The following is an 18,151-nucleotide window of genomic DNA, read 5'->3' on the forward strand; positions in this document are numbered from 1 at the left end:
GACCACAGCGTGGGCATCATCGGCGACAGCCTCGACAAGGCGACGGCCAACACCCAGACCCGGCCGATCCCCAAGTCCGCGCAGGCCCAGATGCGCTTCCTGGTCAAATACGCCAAGGGCTCCACCCGCGCCGTCGCCCAGCGCCTCGGCGTCACCCAGCGCACCGTCGAGCGCTACCTGAAGGGCACGCTCAAGCGGCCGCGGCGCGAACTCGCCGACCGCCTCGCCGCCGCCGTCCGGCAGGACTGGCAGCCCCGTGTCAAACAGCGCGCCCAGCGCCGCGCCGCCACCTCCGACGGCCTCGTCATCGAGACCCGCGCCCGCTTCGGCTTCACCGCCGCCCCCGGCTCCACCGACGACGGCCGCATGCGCCGGATCACCCAGCACCTCCCGCCCGCCTACGCCGCCCGGCTCTTCGAAGCCCAGTCCTCCGGCGCCACCGAACAGCAGCTCCAGGCCATCGCCGCCGAGGGCCTCCAGGAGGTCTACTTCAAGGACAGCGGCCGCCGCGCGGACGGGCTGCTGGTCGAGTTCACCGACATCGACTACGTGGAAATAGACTTCTGACGGAGGCGCTCGTACGGGCGGACCGCACGCACACGGTGACGCCGACCTGGCGGACACCGCGCTGCGCGCCGCGGAGGCCAAGGCGCGCGAGCGCGGCGCCGCCGTGCGGTTCCTGCACCACGACGCACGGCGGCTGCCGGAGCTGGGGGAGCGGGCAAGAGGCGAGGCCCGACGCGCAAGAGACCGGGCACGAGACCGCGTATGAGGCGAGGCCCGAGGCGGAGAAAGGCCGTGCGGGCCGTCAGTAGCGCAGCACGGCCGCGATGTGGTGGGAGCCGTTGAGCATCGCGTCGGGGACGAAGTGCACGCGGGCACCGGTGTCGAGGGCCTGTTCGGCGATCTCGTCGACGATGTCCTCACGGGCGCCCGGGGTTTCTGGCGTGGCGGGGACGAGGTGGTCGGCGTCGTCGCGGACGGTGGTGCGGTAGTCGTCCTCGATGACGACGACGGCGGCGCGGCCCTCGACGACGGACTGCCAGACCTCGTCCACGCCCGCGGCGAAGGTACGGCGGCCACGGGCGGCGTCGAGTTCCGCGAGGACATCCGAGACGTCCTGGTCGGCGCGCTCGCGGACGGCGGGCAGCACGGCCTGCCGGACGGCTTCGGCGGGGCCCTTGGACAGACCGCCCTGGAGGACCCGGATGGCCTCCTTGGCATCGGGGCTGACCTCGTCCAGGACGGCGAGGGCCTCGGCCTCCGCGACGACGTAGAGGGGCCGCGGCTCGGCCGTGAGCACCGTACCGACGGCGTCGGCGACCTCGCGCAGATAGCGGCGGGTCTCCTCGTCGTTGAAGGTGCTGGGCCGGTCCCCGATGCGCTCCTCGCGCTCGATGTCGGTGTCGGGAAGCGACCGGGTCTTCGGGAAACCGCTCGCGGTGTGCTCGGTCAGCCGCTCCCGGCCGCCGCCCCACAAAGTGGCGTGGTCGGCGGAGACCGCCAGCACCCAGTACGGCTGGTCGGCCGCCTGCGCGGCGATGAGATTACGGGTCAGGAACGTCTGCGCGAGCAGCACCCGCTCCGGCACCGAACGGTCCAGCGACCACACCTGGTGCTCACCGGGCGCCGCGAAGATCGCCAGACCGTCCTCGGCGTGCACCAGGTCCACCTCGGACAGCGCCTTGTCCAGCTGCTCGACCACATCGATCCGGTCGGCCCTGGACACCTCGGGGTCGGACTCCACCTCGTCCTTGGCCCGCGCGATGAGATTGCGCAGGCGTACGGCGTCCTGTGCGTTGTCCGGCTCCCGGCGGTGCGTCGGCATCAGCACGGAGACGGCGGGGTAGTGGCGCGGACGGCGCAGGTCGGCGAGGGTGGCGGGGCTGAGAGGCGAGTGCATGGCAGGCCCTTCCGGCGAAGTCCCCCCGGACATGAAATCCCTTTGTCTCTTTATGGATATCTCACTGGGGCAGTGGCCGCAGCTCGTACAGCAGTGCGTCCTCCGCCCACGCCAGCGCGTCCTCCACGCTGTCGTGCCGTACCGCGACACCGCCCCAGTGCTGGTCCGGCGCGCCGACCAGGGCGACCTGGTGCCCCGCCGCCGAGATCCGCTCGAAGGCGTTGCCGAGCATCAACCCGGCCACCGGATTGACGTGCGTCACGCGCTCCATGTCGACCACCACCCAGCCGGGCACCAGCGGCACGGCGCTTGCCAGCGCGTGCAGCAGCCGCTCCGCCGCGGGGAAGTCCACCTCGCCGCGCGCGGCCACCAGCACCACCCGGTCGCCGTCCCGGTCCAGCAGGTCGCGGTCGGCCGTCACCCGCTCCCGCCCGGAGGAGACCCGGGTCCCCGTACCGCCGCTGCCGCCCGTGCCGACCCGCGTCACGGTGTCCGCGCCCGGCACCGGGTGGTGCATCAGATGCATGCCGAACCGCCGCGACAGCTCCCGCAGCGCGACCACCCCGCGGATCGTACTGCCGGTACGGTCCAGCGGCGGGCTGTAGCAGGCGATGCCGAACCGGGCCGGGCTGGCCGCCGCGAGCCCGCCGGACACCCCGCTCTTGGCGGGCAGCCCCACTCGCACCAGCCAGTCACCGGCCGCGTCGTACATCCCGCAGGTCGCCATCACCGACAGCACCTCGACGGCCACCTGCTCGGCCACCACCCGCTCGCGCGTCACCGGATTGACCCCGCCGTTGGCGAGCGTCCCCGCCATCACGGCCAGATCGACGGTGTTCACCAGCACCGAGCACTGCCGGAAGTACACCTCGGCCGCCTCCACCGGATCGGTGCGCAGCGAACCGGCCGCGTGCATGAGATACGCCAGCGCCCGGTTGCGGTCGCCGGTGGCCGCCTCCGAGCGGTAGACGTCCTCGTCCACGGTGAGCCGCCGCCCGGCGAAGGCGCTCAGCGCGTCGAGGATGCGCGCGGACCGTTCGCCCGGCGAGGCGGCCGGTACGAGATTGGTCGTCGCGATGGCCCCCGCGTTGATCATGGGGTTGGCGGGGCGGCCGGTGCCGTGCTCCAGGCTGATCGCGTTGAAGGCGTCGCCGCTCGGCTCGTTGCCCACCCAGCGGGTCATCTCGTCGAGGCCCAGCTCGGACAGGGCCAGCGCGTGCACGAACGGCTTGGACACCGACTGCACGGTGAACTCGGTACGTGACCTGCCCGCCTCGTAACGGTGGCCGCCCATGCTCACCAGTGCGATGCCGAAGTCGTCCGGGTCGGCCAGCGCGAGCTGCGGGATGTACGACGCCACCTCGCCGTCCCGCAGCGGCAGCAGCCGCCGGTGCACCTCGGCCAAGCCCTCGCTGACCACGTCGAACGCCACCGGATCGGTCATGGCCTCATGCTCGGCCCGCCCCGCCGACCCCGCAAACGCGCAAGGCCCGCGGCGGGCACCCCCTCGCAGGGCCGGTGCGGACACCCCACCGCCGGGCCCGGCGCGTCACCCGTACGGCACCGCGCACGCTGCGCGCCGCCGGGGCACCCCGCACGGTGGAGGGGCGGCCGGAGCGTGTGCCCGGCCGGTGACCAGCGCAGAAGCCGGAGGGGAAGCCCGTGAGCCGACGTCGTACCGAGGGGACCCGCGCAGGAGAAACCGGTGACGGACGGGCCCGTACGGCCCGCTCGCGCCGCCTGCGCTCACTGACCGCGGCGGCGCTGGTGGCCATGGCGGCCGGCGGCCTGGCGCTGGTGTCGGCCTGCGACAACTCCTCCGGCAACAGCTCGACCGGAGCGACGACGCCCGGCGGCCCGCCCAGCACCGGGAACTTCTCCGGCACCCTGCCCTCACCGCTGGACTCCCTCGCCTCCGCCGCCCAGCAGACCGCCTCCGCCGCGCAGTCCTCCGCGAAGGCCGCCGCCTCCAGCTTCGAGGCGTCGGTGGAAGCGGGCGCGGGCAGCGCCGCGGCCGAGGCGAAGTCGGAGCTGGCCAAGGTCGACGGGCAGGGCAACGCCGTCAAGGACGTCCAGCTCACCGGCTTCCCCAAGGCCAGGACCGGCGGCCTCAACGCCGTCCTGGTCAGCATCACCAACACCACCGACACGAAGGCGTCCTTCGCCGTCAAGGTCGAATTCGCCGACTCCGACGGCGCCGTCGTGGACTCCACGGTCGTCGGCGCCCGCGACGTCGAGCCCGGCAAACACGCCCAGCCGGTTGCCTTCAGCACGAAGGACGCCGACAAGACGCTCTTCCCGCGCGTGGCCCAGGCCCAGCGCTACTGAAGGACGCCCCGGCCCGCTCCCGCCCCCCCCGTCAGCGCGTCCGCCCCGGCGGGGGGCCTGCTGACAGCCCTGGACTCGTGTGCGAAGCTGCCTTCCGCGACAAGGGGAGGTGGCGGTGGGACGGGCGGGGAACGGGGGAGGGCCGCGGACGAGCGCCGGGGCACGGGCGGCGCTCGGCGTCCTGGTGATCGCGGGTCTGGCGCTCAGCGCCCTGGTGCTGCGGCCCGAGGGCAAGGCGTTCGGCAAGGGCGGCGGACCGCTCGGCGGCAATGTGTTCGTGGTGGCGCTCGGCCTCGCGTGGTTCATCGGCGCGCTGATGCTCCACAACCGCTATGTGCTCCAGGTCGGTGACGACGCCGAGTCCGACCCACTGCGGCAGCGGCTCGCGGACGTGGTCCGCGCCGCACTGCTGGGCGCCGCCTTCGTCGTCCCACTGCTGATCTTCGTCATGCACCGGTTCCACGCGTCCGGCCGTACCTCAGGCGGCGGCAAGGACCGCAAATGGCGAGACGCCACCGCGCCGACCCCCAGCGCCCCCACATCGCCACGTCCGCTCAAGAGGCACCAGGACAACCACGGCTTCCCCTCCTGGCTGACACACGTCCTGATCGGCATCGGCATCGGACTGCTGGTGCTGGCCGTCGTCCTCGCCGCCGTGCTGCTCTGGCGCTATCTGCGGTCGGGCGAGGCGGAGCGGCAGGACGGCCCCGGGTACGACCAGGCCGACGACGAGGACGAAGTGCTCGCCGAGGCCGTGGAGTCCGGGCGCCGGGCGCTGCGGGACGACGCCGACGCGCGCGCCGCCGTCATCGCCTGCTACGCCGCCATGGAACGGTCCCTCGCCGCCTCCGGCATCGCCCGCCGCGCCTCCGACAGCCCGCAGGACCTGCTCGAACGGGCCGTCACGGCAGGCCGGTTGGCCGGCCCGAGCGCGGCGGCGCTCACCGCGCTCTTCCGTGAGGCGCGCTACTCCACCCACCCCATGGACGACGGCCACCGGGACCGCGCCGCGCGGGCACTCACCGAGATCGCCGCCCAACTCGCCCCGGACGAGGCCGCGTCGGGCGACGGCGGCGGTCCCGGGGAGCGGACCACCGAAGCAGCCGCGGAGGCCGCACAGTGAAAGAACACCTCCGGCGGGCGGCGGGCCCGCCCGGCTCCGTACGCCACTCGCTGACCCTGCTCGGCTGCCTCGTCGTCGCCGCCGAAGTGCTGCTCGCGCTCACCGACGGCCTCGTCGCCGCGGCCACCGGCCTCGCCCTGATCACCGTCGTCGCGCTGGGCGTGGCCCGGTACGTCGGCGGCGCGGGCGCGCAGGACAGCGGATACCGCAAGTCCGTACGGCTGCTCGGCGGTCGCGCCCCGGCGCTCGGCGAATGGCCGCGGGTCGTCCGCAAGGCGCTCGGCCCCGAAGGCGCCCTGCACTTCCACTCCACGCTCCGCCCGCAGCTGCAGCGGCTCTTCGCGGCCCGGCTCGCCGAGCGGCACGGGGTGCTGCTGCGCAAGAGCCCCGACCGGGCCCGCGCGATCGTCGGTCCCGACCTGTGGCCGTGGATCGACCCGACGACCGGCCCGCCGCAGCCGGCGATTCCCGAAGCCGTACTGCGGTCGCTGCTCGACCGGCTGGAGACGCTGTGACCGTGCCCGTATTCCGCGCATGCGCCGTGCGCCGCCCCGTGCCCGTATTCCGCGCGTGCGCCGTGCGCCGCCCCGCCCCCGTACCCCGTTTCACGACGCTCCACGACCAGGCAAGGTGAGGACCGCAGTGACCAGCTCCGAGCGCATATCCGACCACGACGCCGACGCCCTGAGCCCGCGGCGGGCGGGTGAGAGGGCCGCCGAGGTGCTCGCCGAGATCCGCACCGCCGTGGTCGGCAAGCCGGAACCGCTGGAGCTGGTCATGCTCGGCGTGCTCGCGGGCGGCCACGTCCTCATCGAGGACCTGCCGGGACTCGGCAAGACGCTGCTGGCCAGATCCTTCGCCACCACCCTCGGACTGGAATTCCGCCGCATCCAGTTCACCCCCGACCTGCTGCCCTCCGACGTCACCGGCGCGCCCTTCTACGACCAGCACAGCGGCGAGATGGTCTTCAGGCCCGGCCCCGTCTTCACGCACCTGCTGCTCGCCGACGAGATCAACCGCACCCCGCCCAAGACCCAGGCCGCCCTGCTGGAGGCGATGGCCGAGTCCCAGGTGTCGATCGACGGCAGCACCCGCCAACTGCCCGACCCGTTCGTGGTGATCGCGACCGCCAACCCCATCGAGTACGAGGGCACGTACACCCTCCCCGAGGCGCAGCTCGACCGGTTCCTGCTGCGGGTGCGGATGGGCTATCTGTCGGCGCCGCAGGAGACCGACATGCTGCGGTCCAGGATCGACAGGGCCGCGCCCGAGGCGAAGCTGCGCACCCTCAGCGGACCGTCGGAAGTGCTCGCGATGCGCGCGGCGGTGGAGCGGGTCGAGGTCGAGGACGACCTGCTGGAGTACATCGTGGCGCTGGTCGGCGCGACCCGCGACCACGCGCACATCCAGGTCGGCGCGTCACCGCGCGGCGGCCTCGCGCTGGTCCAACTCGCCCGCGCCCGCGCCGTGCTCGACGGCCGGGACTACGTCACCCCCGAGGACGTGAAGTGGGTGGCGGTCCCGGCGCTCGCCCACCGCGTCACGCTCCGCCCCGAGCTGTGGGTCCGGCAGATCAACGCCGACGACGTGATCCGGGAGATCGTGCAGTCCGTACCCGCCCCGCAGACCCTGCCGCTGGCGGCCCGTGACGCCGTCGCGTCATGACCGACCCCCACGCGGCCGTCGCCCGCGCGCTCGGCGGTGCCCAGCCTCCGCCCGGCGAGCGGCGGGCCGTGCCCGCGGAGCCACCGCCGCCGCCGCCGACCGGCTGGCGCGCGGGCGAACGCGCCCTGCGGTACGGCACGGTGACCGCGGTCGCCGTCGCCGCCGCCCTGCTCACCGGACGGCCGTGGCTGCTCGCGCTGGCCGCCGGCCCGCTGGTGCTGCTCGCGCTCTCACTCCCGTACGGCACGCGCACGGCGCGGATGGACGTCACGGTCGACGTCGAACCGCGGCGGCTGTTCGAGGACGAGACCGTCACCGCCAGGATCACCGTCGCGTACGACGGCGACCGCGGGCGGCTCGACCCCGGCGTCACGCTGGGGCCCGGTGTGCGGCTCGACCATCTCACCGTGGGCAGCTCGCGCGTGGAACTGCGGCTGACCGCCGAGCGGTGGGGCCGCTGGACGCTCGGTACCGTCGACCTCGACCTCTACGACGCGGGCGGCACCGCCCGCCGCACGGTCCGCGCGGACCTCGGCGAGGTGCGGGTGTTCCCCGTGCCGTCCCGCGCCGGGATGACGCCCATCCCGGTCCGCCTCCCGCAGCGGCTCGGCGAGCACACCGCGGCGCAGCGCGGTGAGGGCGTCGAGGTCACCGGCGTGCACCCGTACATCCGCGGCGAGCGGCAGCGGCGGATCAACTGGCCCGCCACGACCCGCCGCGGCTCCCTGCAACTCCAGCAGTTCGCCGCGGAGCGCGCCGCCGACACCGTCGTCATGCTCGACGGACTCGGCGACGTCCTCGACCCGGTCACCGGCACGTCCTCGCTGGACGAGACCTTCCGCGCGGCGGCCGGACTGGCCCGCGCCTATCTGCGCACCCACGACCGGGTCGGCGTCGTCTCGGTGGGCGGCACGACCCGCTGGCTCCAGCCGGGCAGCGGGGACGGCTACTTCTACCGGATCGTCGAGAGCGTCCTCGAAGTCCGCAAGGACATCTCCTACCGCACCGAGGGCGTGAGCAACCTCCCGCCGCCCGCGCTGCCCGAAGGCGCGATCGTGTACGTCTTCACGCCGCTCGCCGACCAGCGGATCCTCGACGTGCTGCATCGCGTGGCGGCGCGGGCCCTCGCCCTGGTGGTGATCGAGATCGCCACCGCGGACCCGTACATCGAACCCGGCGACGTCAACGCGGAGCTGGGCCTGCGGCTGTGGCGGTCCGAGCGGGACGCGACGCGCTTCGCGCTGAAGGAGCGCGGCATCGCGGTGGTCACCCACGAGCGCGGCGAGACCCTCGATCTGGCCCTGGCGCCGCTGGTGCGCACACGTATCCACGGAGGCAGGCGATGAGCGGTACGGCGGAGCGGCCGGGCGCGGCCCCGGCACCCTCGCCCCTGACGCCCGCGGCACCTTCGGCTCCCGCCCTGACGCCCGCGGCCCCGGCCCCCTCGGCCGATGCGCCCGCAGCGCCTTCTGCACCTTTGGCCCCCGCCCGGGCGGCCCGCCGCATCCGGCTCCCCGCCCAACTGCCCGCCCGCTGTCTGGCCGTGGCGCTCGCGCTCGCGGCATGCGACGCGCCGGAGGCCGTACGCCACTCGCTCGGCGCACAGGTGGCGCTGCTCGTGGTGGCCGGGGTCGCCTGGTGGGCGGCGCCGATGGTGGACGAGCGGCCGGTGCGCAATTCGATGCGCTGGGCGAAGATCGCCGCCCGCCGCCGTTCCACCGTCCTCGCCGTGGGGTCGGTGGTGGCCGCGGCGGTCACCGAACCGCCGACCTGGCTGGCCGCCTGCGTCGTGGGCCTCTTCCTGGCGTATCTGCTGATCACCGACGACTGGACGCGGGGCGCGACCGCGCCGCGCGCCGCCCGCGGCCCGGCCCCTGCCCTGACCGCGGCGGCGGCCGTCGCCCTGACCTTCGTCTGCGCGACGGTGCCGGTGGCCGGTACCGACTGGGCACGGCTGCCCGCCGCGCTGGCCCTGGCGGCGACGGTCGGCTGCGTCGCCCTGGCCGTGCGCGGCCGGCGCGGCCCGCGCTGACCGCCGCCTCCTCGCGCGGTGCGGCCTCGCCGCGTGCCGCGGCCTCCCGCGCTCAGGCCGACTCCGCCGCGGCCAGCGCGCGGGCCTGGGCGAGCCACCGCGTGAACAGTTCGGCGTCCACGTCGTCCAGAGCGCGCAGCTTGACCGAGGCCATGGCCCGCGCGCCCGGCTCCAGCCGCCCGCTGGCGTCCTCGACCTGCTGGCCCTGCCAGAGCCCGAAGGTCACATAGGAGCCGTACGCCTTGAGCAGGCAGACCGGTGCGACGCCCGGCGCTCCGCCCAGGCTCCACACCGGGTGGCCGTGCCACATGGCGCCGGGCGCGTCCGGCAGCGCGGCCTCGATGATCTCCCGCGCCTTCGTGCCGACTTCGCGCAGCGGCTCCTCCAGGGCGGCGAGGTAGTCGGTGACGGTGGTGGTGGACGTGGCCATGCGGATCACTCCCGAGGATCGGATACGGCTTGTGCGGGGTTGACCGGCGCGGCGTCCGAAACTCATCGCCTCCGGCGGAGGTTTTTTCACCGCCACGGTCCGCCGGGTCCCGCACCGGCCCGGACAGGCTCCGGGCCGGCCCTGTATCGGTTCAGCAAAACCCCTGACATCAAGGGAACACCCCGCTTCCCATCAGCACTTGTGGTGCTTTACCGTTTAATGGACAGCCGGTCGGCGGGGTCGCTAGGTTGGGCGCCGCGGGCCACGGGGCCGACAACCGGCCGGAAACCGCCCGGCGGCAAGGCAACAGCAGGCAAGGAGCAGGGATGAAGGACGTCACGCCGATCGCCGACGGCTGGAGGCTGCGCCTTCCCGAGTCCGGGTCGGCAGCCGGAGGCGGAGCCGGAGGGGACGCCGCGCCCGCGCTCGGGTCCGGCACCGTACCCGCCCAGGTACCCGGCTGCGTGCACACCGACCTGATGGCCGCCGGGCTGCTGAAGGACCCGTTCCTGGACCGGAACGAGACCGCGGCGGCGTGGGTGGGACGCGCGGACTGGACGTACGAGACAGTGCTGCCGCCGCGTGCCACCGGGCACGAGCGCACCGACCTGGTCTTCGACGGCCTGGACACGGCGGCCGAGATCCGCCTCGGTGACACCGTCCTCGGCGCCACGCGCAACATGCACCGCGGTTACCGGTACGACGTCACCGAGCGGTACGGACCGGCGGGCGAGACCGCGCTGACCGTCGCCTTCACCTCCGCCTACACCGAGGCGGAACGGGTCCGCGCGCTGGTCGGCGACCGGCCCAACTCGTACCCCGAGCCCTTCCAGTACATCCGCAAGATGGCCTGCTCCTTCGGCTGGGACTGGGGTCCGACACTGGTCACCGCCGGGATCTGGAAGCCCGCGCGGCTCGAACACTGGTCGACCGCGCGGCTGTCGGGCGTCACCCCGCTGGTCACGGTGGCCGACGGCACCGGACGGGTCGAGGCCCGGCTGGAGATCGAGCGCACCGCGTCCGGCCTGAACCGTCCGCTGACCGTCCGCCTGCGGGTGGGGGAGACGCGGGTCGAGGCCGACGTGCCCGCGGGCGCCGACCGGTGCACCGTCACCGCCGAGGTGCCCGGCCCCGAGCTGTGGTGGCCGCACGGCTACGGCGCCCAGCCGCTGTACGACTGCGAGGTCACCCTCGTCGACGCCGGGACCGAGGGCACCGACGGCGAAGGCGGCGTCGCGCTCGACCACTGGCAGCGTCGCATCGGCTTCCGCACCGTCACCCTCGACACCGCCCCCGACGAGAAGGGCACCCCCTTCACCCTGCTGGTCAACGGCGAGCCGATATTCGCCCGCGGGGTCAACTGGATCCCGGACGACGTCTTCCCGACCCGGATCACCCCCGACCGCTACCGCCGCAGGCTCCAGCAGGCCAAGGACGCGGGCGTCGACCTGATCCGCGTCTGGGGCGGCGGGATCTACGAGAGCGACGACTTCTACGACGCCTGCGACGAGGCCGGGCTGCTGGTCTGGCAGGACTTCCTGTTCGCCTGCGCCGCCTACTCCGAGGAGCAGCCGCTGCGTTCGGAGGTGGAGGCCGAGGCGCGGGAGAACGTGGCCCGGCTCGCCCCGCACGCCAGCCTCGTGCTGTGGAACGGCAACAACGAGAATCTGTGGGGCTTCCGCGACTGGGACTGGGAGCAGGATCTGGCGGGCGCGTCCTGGGGCGAGGGCTACTACCTGGGCCTGCTGCCCCGCGTGGTCGCCGAGACCGACCCCACCCGGCCCTACTGGGCGGGCAGCCCCTGGTCCGGCTCCTGGAACCACCACCCCAACGACCCGGCGCACGGCACCGCCCACTCCTGGGAGGTGTGGAACCGCCGGGACTGGACCGGCTACCTGGAGGACGTGCCGCGTTTCGTCGCCGAATTCGGCTGGCAGGCGCCGCCCGCGTACGCCACGCTGCGCCGGGCGCTGACCGACGACCCGCTCACCCCGGACTCGCCCGGCATGCTGCACCACCAGAAGGCCGCCGACGGCAACGGCAAGCTGGACCGCGGCCTGGCCCACCACTTCCCGGCCCCCGCCGACTTCGACACCTGGCACTACCTGACGCAGGTCAACCAGGTCCGCGCCATCGCGTGCGGCATCGAGCACTGGCGCTCGCACTGGCCTGCCTGCGCGGGCACCGTCGTCTGGCAGCTCAACGACTGCTGGCCGGTGACCTCGTGGGCCGCGATCGACGGCGACGAGCGCGAGAAGCCGCTTTACCACGAGCTGAAGCGGCTCTACGCGGACCGGCTGCTCACCGTCCAGGAGCGCGCCGACGGCCTGATCGCGGCCCTGGTCAACCAGAGCGCGCGGGACTGGTCGGGCACGGCGGTCCTGCGCAGGGTCGCGGTGGACGGCGCCGTACTCGCCGAAGCCCGGCTGCCGTTCACCGCGACGGCCCGCACGGTCGCCGAGATCGCCGTACCGCGCGACCTCGTACCGCCGGGCGACAGCACCAAGGAACTGCTGACCGTCGAGGCCGAAGGACCCGGCGGCGGCGAGGACGTCCGCGCCCTGTGGTTCCCGGCCAGGGACAAGGACTTCGCCTACCCCGCGCCCCGCTGGGACCTGGAGCTGGCCACCTCTGACGGCGGCGCCACCGAAGTGACCGTCACCGCCCGGACGCTCCTGCGCGATCTGCTGCTCCAGGCCGACCGGCTCGACCCCGCGGCCCACGCCGACCGGGGCCTGGTCACCCTGCTGCCCGGCGAGCGCGTCACGATCACCGTACGCGGCTGGGACCGGCCGGAGCCCGGAGCCGCCGCCGCGGCGCTGTACTGCGTCAACTCCGCGGTCCAGCGCACGGATCCGGGCGACGAGCGGTGAGCCCTCCGGCCGGGAGCCGGGACGCCGCCCCACCGCGATCCTCTACGACAACGACCTGATGGCCGTCGCCGGTCTGTCGGTGGCCGCCGAGATGGGCCTCGCCGTCCCCCGTGACGTCTCGCTGCTCGCCTGGGACGACTCGCAGCTGTGCCAGCTCACCCCGCCGAAGCTGTCGGCGATGAGCCATGACGTCTTCGGCTTCGGCGCCGAGGTGGCCCGGCGGCTGCTGACCGTGCTGAAGGGCGGCACACCCGGGACGGGACCGGTGGCCACCCCGGTACTGACCCCGCGCGAGAGCACCGCCCCGCCCGCCCGTACGACCTGACCGGCGAGCGCCGGTCCGCTTCGCTCCCGCTGCGTCCCTACTTCGTCGCGCCCCTGGTGAATCCGTTGTAGATGAACCGCTGGAGGAACAGGAAGATCACCAGCGTCGGCACGATCACCAGGATCGCGCCCGCCGAGATGTCCTCCCAATGCGCGCCGTAGGGCCCCTTGAAGCGGAACAGCGACGTCGAGATGGTCCCCAGACTCTCCGACGGCATGTACAGGAAGGGGATGTAGAAGTCGTTGTAGACCGTGATCCCCTTGATGATCACCACCGTGGCGATGGCCGGTTTGAGCAGCGGCAGGATGATCCGCCAGTAGATCGTGAAGGTGTTCGCGCCGTCGATCCTGGCCGCCTCGTCCAGCGAGACCGGAATGCTCCGGATGAACTGGAGGAAGATGTAGATCGACACGATGTCCGTGCCCATGTACAGCACGATCGGTGCCCAACGGCTGTCGTACATGCCGAAGTTGTTCACGATCTTGAAGGTCGCCACCTGTGTCGTCACGCTCGGCACCAGCGAGCCGATCAGGAACAGCGCGATCACCAGCCGCCGCAGCCGGAAGTGGAACCGGTCGATCGCGTACGCCGCCATCGAGCCGATCAGCACCGTGCCCGCGATCGAGAAGACCAGGATGAAGGCGGTGTTCCCGAACGCGCGCAGCATCTTCCCGGCCCGGAAGGCCGTCACATAATTGTGGTAGTTCAGCCAGTTGTGCGGCAGGGACAGCGCCCCGCCGTCCGCCGTCATCTCCTGCGACGTCTTGAGCGAGGTCAGGAACACCGCGACCAGCGGCAGCAGCACCACCGCGGAGGCCAGCACGAGCGAGAGGTACACCAGCGCTCTGACCAGCACCCTGCGGGTGCGGGCGGGCCGGTCGACGGTCTCCGGCGGCGGGGCCTGCGCCGTGTCGCGGACGAGCAGCGAGGTCATACGAGATCGTTCCTCTCGTCGGGCACCACGACGCGCTGCAACCAGGTCACCAGCAAGATGATCACCAGCAGGGCGACGGCCGCCGCCGAGGCCAGCCCCATCTTGTTGAACTCGAAGGCCAGCTTCACCGTCTGGATCACGAAGGTCTGAGTGCCCGCCGCGCCGCCGGTCATGATGTACGGGATCTCGAACGCCGACAGCGAGCCGGAGATCGCCAGGATCGCGCTCAGACTCAGCACCGGTTTGATGCCCGGCGCGATGATGTGCCGGAACTGCTGCCAGCGGTTGGCGCCGTCCAGTTCCGACGCCTCGTACAGCTCACCGGGGATCGACTGGATCGCGCCGAGGAACAGCACGAAGTTCAGGCCCATGAAGCGCCACACCGACACCGCGGACAGCGAGGTGTTCGCCGTCCGCCCGCTGCCCAGCCAGAAGTGGTGCCCGTGCACCCCGAAGGCGCTCAGCACGGTGTCGAGGGTGCCGTGCGGCTGGAAGAAGTACAGGAAGACGAAGCCGATCGCGACCCCGTTGAGCAGGTAGGGGAAGAACAGCAGGCCCTTGAAGAGATTCCGGAACCGCAGGTCGAAGCTGAGCACGGTCGCGAAGTACAGCGCCAGCGCGATCTGCGCCACCGACGCCACCAGGTAGTAGACGCTGACGAAGAAGACCTGGAACAGCTCGGGTCTGGTGAACAGCTCCACGTAGTTCTTGGTCCCGACGTAGTTCCGGTCGGGGCTGACCCCGTCCCAGTCGGTGAAGCTGTCCCTGATCATGGTGCCGACCGGCAGGTAGGTGAACGTGATCAGCAGAGCGAGCGGCACCGCCAGGTACAGCCACGGCGTCACGGTCCGCCAGGCCCGGGCGCGCGTCACAGGGCGGCGGCCTTCTGCGCGTTCGCCCACTTCTTGGCGAGGCCGGCGAAGATGCCGGGGAGATCACCCCCCGCGGCGCCGCGCGCCACGTCGATCAGGTGCTGGCGGTACTCGGGCTTGTCGGTCATGCCGATCTCGGACTGGTTGTCGATCCTGGTGACCTTGGCGCTCTGCGCCTGCGACATCTCCACGAACCGCACACCGGCGTCCTGGAACGGCTTGAGGGCCGACGGCAGCGGTCCGCCCTTGAGCGTGGGGACGGCCTGATTGGTCTGCACGTAGCCGGACTTGTCGGTGAACCAGTCGATCCAGGCGCGGGCCGCCGCCTTGTTCTTGGAGTGGACGTTCACCGCCTCCTGGTAGTCGGGCGCCACCGGGGTGCAGAAGGTGCCGTTCTTCTGGGAGGGGAAGGGCATGTAGCCGATCTCGGACGGGTCGCGCCCGGCCTTCTTCGCCGCGTCCTGCATCTGCACGATGGACCACGAGCCCAGCCACATGGTGGCGATCTTGCCGGTGGCCAGCAGATTCTTGCTGTTCTCCCAGTTGGTGGTGGTCGGGTCCTGCTCGGAGAGCTTGTCGTGCACGATGGTGTAGAGCAGCGTGTCGCCGACGTTCAGGTCGGTGCCCGCGCGCCAGGGGTCCGGGTCGGTGGCGGGCTCGTCGGCCGCCTTGGCGTCGCAGGTGGCCGCGCCCTGCACCGAGGTCCAGGCGGTCAGCGGCCAGCCGTCCTTGTAGTTGGTGTAGTACGGCGTCGCGGAGGTCTTGGCCTTGACGGCCTTGAGGTCGGCGAGGAAGGCGTCGGGAGTGGTCGGCCAGCCGGTGACCCCGGCCTGCCGCCAGACGGCCTTGTTGTAGACGAAGCCCGCCGCGTTCGCGAAGTTCGCGATGCCGTAGACCTTGCCGCCGACCGTGGCCTTGCCGGTGAAGGTGTACTTCTTTCCCAACTCCTCGGCGCTGCCCAGCGAGGCGAAGAACTTCGGGTAGTCGTCGGTCTTGATGGCCGCCGGGATCATCAGCACATCGCCGTAGTTCGAGGTGTTCATCCGGATCTTCACCTCGCCCTCGTAGTCCGTGATCCCCTCGAAGGTCACCCGCACCTTCGGGTAGAGCTTGCTGAACGCGGCGGCGTACTTCTTCATCGTGCCGTCCTGCACGAGGTCGGTCCGCTGGGTGAGGACCTTGATGTCACCCGACACCGCCGACGGGTCGGCGGGCACGGTGGCGGTACCGCCCTTGGACGTCGAGCCCCCGCCACCGCAACCCGCGGCGAGCAGCGCCATGGTCGCCAGCAGCGACCCGGCGAGTGCCTTGCCCTTCATGTGCACCATCTCCGTCTCCACAGCGCGGTACTTAAGCGATTCAGTGGCGGAACGACCGCACTATTGCATTGGGTTGTGGGCCGGTAAAGGGACTGATTCAGCGCTGATGCTTAACCGTTACATTGCGGTTCAGCGCGCCGCCGTCCGAGGGCGCGGGTTCGGGGCGACGGGCGCGGCGCGCCGTGGGGTAGGGTCGATGCCGTCAGCGGCGGGCCAGGACCCGCCACAGCAGTGGAGATCAGCCGAGGAGGTGGGACCGATTACCGGTATCGCAGGCCGGGTGCTCCCGCCGTACGGCCGAGCGGTCTCTCCGACGTAGGTGAGGCCGGGGGAGTGCCCGTGGGCTTCCCGAAAGGCTCTACATGTCGGACTTCACCGCACCGTCGCCCGAATCCACCGTCGTCGCCGCGCTCAGGGCGGCGGGCTGCGTCTTCGCCGAGGACGAGGCGCGGCTGCTCATCGCGGCGGCCGGGACCCCCGAAGAACTCACCGAGATGGTCGCGCGCCGCGCGGACGGTCTGCCGCTCGAACACGTCCTCGGCTGGGCCGAGTTCGCCGGACAGCGGTTCGCCGTGGACCCCGGCGTCTTCGTACCGCGCCGCCGTACCGAATTCCTCGTCCAGGTCGCGGCCGGGCTCGCCGCGCCCGGCGCCGTCGTCCTGGATCTGTGCTGCGGCTCGGGGGCCGTCGGCGTCGCCCTGGCCACCGCGCTCGGCGGCGGCGTCGAACTGCACGCCGCCGACCTCGACCCGGCCGCGGTGCGCTGCGCCCGCCGCAATGTGGCCCGCGTCGGCGGGCGGGTGTACGAGGGTGACCTCTTCGCGCCGCTCCCGGCCGACCTGCGCGGACGGGTCGGGCTGCTGGCCGCCAACGTCCCCTACGTACCGAGCGAAGAGGTCGGCCTGCTGCCGCCCGAGGCCCGCGACCACGAGGCCCTGATGGCGCTCGACGGAGGCGCCGACGGCCTCGACGTCATGCGCCGTGTCGCCGCGCGGGCCACCGACTGGCTCGCCCCCGGCGGTTCCCTGCTGGTCGAGTCGAGCGAGCGGCAGGCCCGGCGGGCGGTCGGCCTCTTCACCGCCGCCGGGCTCCGCGCGCACGTCACCGACTCGGACGAGCTGTACGCGACCGTCGTCGTCGGCACCCGCCCGCCGCTCGGGGCGGGCGGCTAGGGCCCGCCCCGAGCGGCGGGCGGGCCGTCGGTCAGTCGGCCTGCTGGTCGGCGGTGCGCAGGCCCGCCGACCACTTCTCCTCGATGTTGCCGAACCGCCAGACGGCGAAGGCGACGGCCCAGGTGGCGAAGAACAGGCCCACGATGACGTAGCCGACGATGTTGAGGTCGATCCCGCCGACCCAGTCCCAGAAGGCGCCGTGGAATCCCGCCTTGTCCGCGACCAGGCCGAGGAGTTCGACGGTGCCGATGATGAGGGCGACGGCGACGGACAGGCCGGTGATGGTCAGGTTGTAGTAGACCTTGCGGACCGGCTTGGAGAACGCCCACTCGTAGGCGAAGTTCATGAACGAGCCGTCGATGGTGTCCAGCAGCGACATGCCCGCGGCGAAGAGCACCGGCAGGCAGAGGATCGCGTACCAGGGCAGCCCGGACGCCGCGCCGGAGCCCGCGAGCACCAGCAGCGCGATCTCGGTGGCGGTGTCGAAGCCGAGGCCGAAGAGCAGGCCCAGCGGGTACATCTGCCACGGCTTGGTGATCGACTTCATGACCCGGCCCAGCAACCGGTTCATGAAACCGCGGTTGTTGAGCTGCTCCTCCAGCGCCGCCTCGTCGAAGTGGCCCTCGCGCATCTGCCGGAAGACCTTCCAGATCCCGGCCAGGATCACCAGGTTGATGAAGGCGATGACGTACAGGAAGGTGCCGGAGACGGTGGTGCCGATCCAGCCGGTGACGTTGTGGAGCTGGGAGTTGTCGTCCTCGACGGGATTGGCGAGCGCCTTGATGCCGAGCGAGAGCAGGAAGGCCAGGCCGAAGACGATGCTGGAGTGGCCCAGCGAGAACCAGAAGCCCACCGACAGGGGCCGCTTGCCCTCGCCCATCAGCTTGCGGGTGGTGTTGTCGATCGCCGCGATGTGGTCGGCGTCGAACGCGTGCCGCATGCCGAGGGTGTACGCGGTGACGCCGATGCCGATGCCGAAGGACTTGGTGCCGAGGCTGTAGTGCTCGGGGGCCACGATCGCCACCAGCGTGAACCAGCCGATGACGTGCAGGGCGAGGATGAAGGCGAACATGCCGCCGACCCTCGTCCACTCGGCGCGGGTCATCGAGCCGGCGATGCGGCGCCAGCGGGACCCTGGTGGTGCCGATGCGTCCGGAGACGTGGCGGTGGTCATT

At 72.3% G+C, this 18,151-nt stretch carries 16 protein-coding genes and 1 pseudogene; 10 read left to right on the forward strand and 7 right to left on the reverse strand.

The features are described 5' to 3' along the window. The first annotated feature begins 9 nt into the window (after positions 1–9). On the forward strand, positions 10–567 hold the full coding sequence (gene tpg / locus ACIP4Z_RS23885; protein ID WP_355341067.1) for a telomere-protecting terminal protein Tpg: 558 nt from the start codon (positions 10–12) through the stop codon (positions 565–567). Between the two features lie 241 nt (positions 568–808). On the opposite strand, the gene ACIP4Z_RS23890 is transcribed toward tpg, so the two are convergent. Further along, positions 809–1,903 (reverse strand): chemotaxis protein, encoded by a 1,095-nt coding sequence (locus tag ACIP4Z_RS23890; protein ID WP_401311217.1) that lies wholly within the window; start codon positions 1,901–1,903, stop codon positions 809–811. 61 nt (positions 1,904–1,964) lie between these two features. Next, on the reverse strand, positions 1,965–3,347 hold the full coding sequence (gene glsA, locus ACIP4Z_RS23895) for a glutaminase A (RefSeq protein ID WP_355341061.1): 1,383 nt from the start codon (positions 3,345–3,347) through the stop codon (positions 1,965–1,967). A 218-nt stretch (positions 3,348–3,565) separates the two neighbouring features. Here glsA and ACIP4Z_RS23900 point away from each other — a divergent pair, with 218 nt between their 5' ends. The 6 genes from ACIP4Z_RS23900 to ACIP4Z_RS23925 all read left to right on the forward strand — a co-directional run bounded on the left by ACIP4Z_RS23900 (position 3,566) and on the right by ACIP4Z_RS23925 (position 9,051). Beyond that, positions 3,566–4,231 carry a hypothetical protein gene (locus tag ACIP4Z_RS23900; protein WP_391045067.1) on the forward strand — a complete coding sequence of 222 codons (666 nt, stop codon included), beginning with the start codon at positions 3,566–3,568 and terminating at the stop codon, positions 4,229–4,231. 115 nt (positions 4,232–4,346) lie between these two features. Then, positions 4,347–5,354 carry a DUF4129 domain-containing protein gene (locus tag ACIP4Z_RS23905; RefSeq protein ID WP_401311221.1) on the forward strand — a complete coding sequence of 336 codons (1,008 nt, stop codon included), beginning with the start codon at positions 4,347–4,349 and terminating at the stop codon, positions 5,352–5,354. Beyond that, positions 5,351–5,869, forward strand: coding sequence for a hypothetical protein (locus tag ACIP4Z_RS23910; protein ID WP_401311224.1), 519 nt, complete (start codon positions 5,351–5,353; stop codon positions 5,867–5,869). Before ACIP4Z_RS23905 ends, ACIP4Z_RS23910 begins: the two co-directional genes overlap by 4 nt. 127 nt (positions 5,870–5,996) lie before the next feature. Beyond that, positions 5,997–7,019 carry an AAA family ATPase gene (locus ACIP4Z_RS23915; protein WP_391045062.1) on the forward strand — a complete coding sequence of 341 codons (1,023 nt, stop codon included), beginning with the start codon at positions 5,997–5,999 and terminating at the stop codon, positions 7,017–7,019. Further along, the gene (locus ACIP4Z_RS23920; protein ID WP_401311227.1) at positions 7,016–8,365 is read left to right on the forward strand and encodes a DUF58 domain-containing protein; all 1,350 of its coding nucleotides are present in this window, start codon (positions 7,016–7,018) and stop codon (positions 8,363–8,365) included. The genes ACIP4Z_RS23915 and ACIP4Z_RS23920 overlap by 4 nt, the downstream gene beginning before the upstream one ends. Before the next feature lie 131 nt (positions 8,366–8,496). Further along, the gene (locus tag ACIP4Z_RS23925; protein WP_401311230.1) at positions 8,497–9,051 is read left to right on the forward strand and encodes a hypothetical protein; all 555 of its coding nucleotides are present in this window, start codon (positions 8,497–8,499) and stop codon (positions 9,049–9,051) included. 52 nt (positions 9,052–9,103) lie between these two features. Here the strand turns inward: ACIP4Z_RS23925 and ACIP4Z_RS23930 are convergent, their stop codons facing one another. Next, the gene (locus ACIP4Z_RS23930; protein ID WP_355341037.1) at positions 9,104–9,481 is read right to left on the reverse strand and encodes a DUF1801 domain-containing protein; all 378 of its coding nucleotides are present in this window, start codon (positions 9,479–9,481) and stop codon (positions 9,104–9,106) included. Between the two features lie 326 nt (positions 9,482–9,807). On the opposite strand from ACIP4Z_RS23930, the gene ACIP4Z_RS23935 reads away from it, so the two are divergent. Together ACIP4Z_RS23935 and ACIP4Z_RS23940 are read left to right on the forward strand one after the other, a co-directional pair. Further along, complete coding sequence (locus ACIP4Z_RS23935; RefSeq protein ID WP_401311233.1) at positions 9,808–12,354, forward strand: glycoside hydrolase family 2 protein; 2,547 nt, start codon at positions 9,808–9,810, stop codon at positions 12,352–12,354. Continuing rightward, positions 12,275–12,679: pseudogene (locus ACIP4Z_RS23940) on the forward strand (substrate-binding domain-containing protein); the annotation flags it as partial. The gene ACIP4Z_RS23935 and the pseudogene ACIP4Z_RS23940, both read left to right, overlap by 80 nt. Before the next feature lie 37 nt (positions 12,680–12,716). Here the strand turns inward: ACIP4Z_RS23940 and ACIP4Z_RS23945 are convergent. The 3 genes from ACIP4Z_RS23945 to ACIP4Z_RS23955 are packed head-to-tail and all read right to left on the reverse strand — an operon-like array spanning position 12,717 to position 15,813. Beyond that, positions 12,717–13,613 carry a carbohydrate ABC transporter permease gene (locus ACIP4Z_RS23945; protein WP_355341031.1) on the reverse strand — a complete coding sequence of 299 codons (897 nt, stop codon included), beginning with the start codon at positions 13,611–13,613 and terminating at the stop codon, positions 12,717–12,719. After that, positions 13,610–14,515, reverse strand: a complete 906-nt coding sequence (locus ACIP4Z_RS23950; protein WP_401311236.1) for a carbohydrate ABC transporter permease — start codon at positions 14,513–14,515, stop codon at positions 13,610–13,612. Before ACIP4Z_RS23950 ends, ACIP4Z_RS23945 begins: the two co-directional genes overlap by 4 nt. Continuing rightward, positions 14,482–15,813, reverse strand: coding sequence for an ABC transporter substrate-binding protein (locus ACIP4Z_RS23955; RefSeq protein WP_401311239.1), 1,332 nt, complete (start codon positions 15,811–15,813; stop codon positions 14,482–14,484). The genes ACIP4Z_RS23950 and ACIP4Z_RS23955 overlap by 34 nt, the downstream gene beginning before the upstream one ends. Positions 15,814–16,166: 353 nt before the next feature. On the opposite strand from ACIP4Z_RS23955, the gene ACIP4Z_RS23960 reads away from it, so the two are divergent. After that, a complete protein-coding gene (locus ACIP4Z_RS23960) occupies positions 16,167–16,976 on the forward strand; it encodes a putative protein N(5)-glutamine methyltransferase (RefSeq protein ID WP_401311242.1) in 810 nt (269 codons plus the stop codon). A 31-nt stretch (positions 16,977–17,007) separates the two neighbouring features. On the opposite strand, the gene ACIP4Z_RS23965 is transcribed toward ACIP4Z_RS23960, so the two are convergent. After that, the gene (locus tag ACIP4Z_RS23965; RefSeq protein ID WP_401311245.1) at positions 17,008–18,150 is read right to left on the reverse strand and encodes a HoxN/HupN/NixA family nickel/cobalt transporter; all 1,143 of its coding nucleotides are present in this window, start codon (positions 18,148–18,150) and stop codon (positions 17,008–17,010) included. Position 18,151: the final 1 nt, after the last annotated feature.

The sequence above is a fragment of the Streptomyces sp. NPDC088910 genome (assembly GCF_044749865.1).
In the GTDB taxonomy this organism is placed as follows: Bacteria; Actinomycetota; Actinomycetes; order Streptomycetales; family Streptomycetaceae; genus Actinacidiphila.

Bases quoted from the DNA above. Each gene is read 5' to 3' on its own strand.
- ACIP4Z_RS23890 (WP_401311217.1), bottom strand. From the start codon at position 1,903: ATGCACTCGCCTCTCAGCCCCGCCACCCTCGCCGACCTGCGCCGTCCG.
- glsA (WP_355341061.1), bottom strand. From the start codon at position 3,347: ATGACCGATCCGGTGGCGTTCGACGTGGTCAGCGAGGGCTTGGCCGAG.
- ACIP4Z_RS23920 (WP_401311227.1), top strand. From the start codon at position 7,016: ATGACCGACCCCCACGCGGCCGTCGCCCGCGCGCTCGGCGGTGCCCAG.
- ACIP4Z_RS23930 (WP_355341037.1), bottom strand. From the start codon at position 9,481: ATGGCCACGTCCACCACCACCGTCACCGACTACCTCGCCGCCCTGGAG.
- ACIP4Z_RS23935 (WP_401311233.1), top strand. From the start codon at position 9,808: ATGAAGGACGTCACGCCGATCGCCGACGGCTGGAGGCTGCGCCTTCCC.
- ACIP4Z_RS23945 (WP_355341031.1), bottom strand. From the start codon at position 13,613: ATGACCTCGCTGCTCGTCCGCGACACGGCGCAGGCCCCGCCGCCGGAG.
- ACIP4Z_RS23955 (WP_401311239.1), bottom strand. From the start codon at position 15,813: ATGGTGCACATGAAGGGCAAGGCACTCGCCGGGTCGCTGCTGGCGACC.
- ACIP4Z_RS23960 (WP_401311242.1), top strand. From the start codon at position 16,167: ATGTCGGACTTCACCGCACCGTCGCCCGAATCCACCGTCGTCGCCGCG.
- ACIP4Z_RS23965 (WP_401311245.1), bottom strand. From the start codon at position 18,150: ATGACCACCGCCACGTCTCCGGACGCATCGGCACCACCAGGGTCCCGC.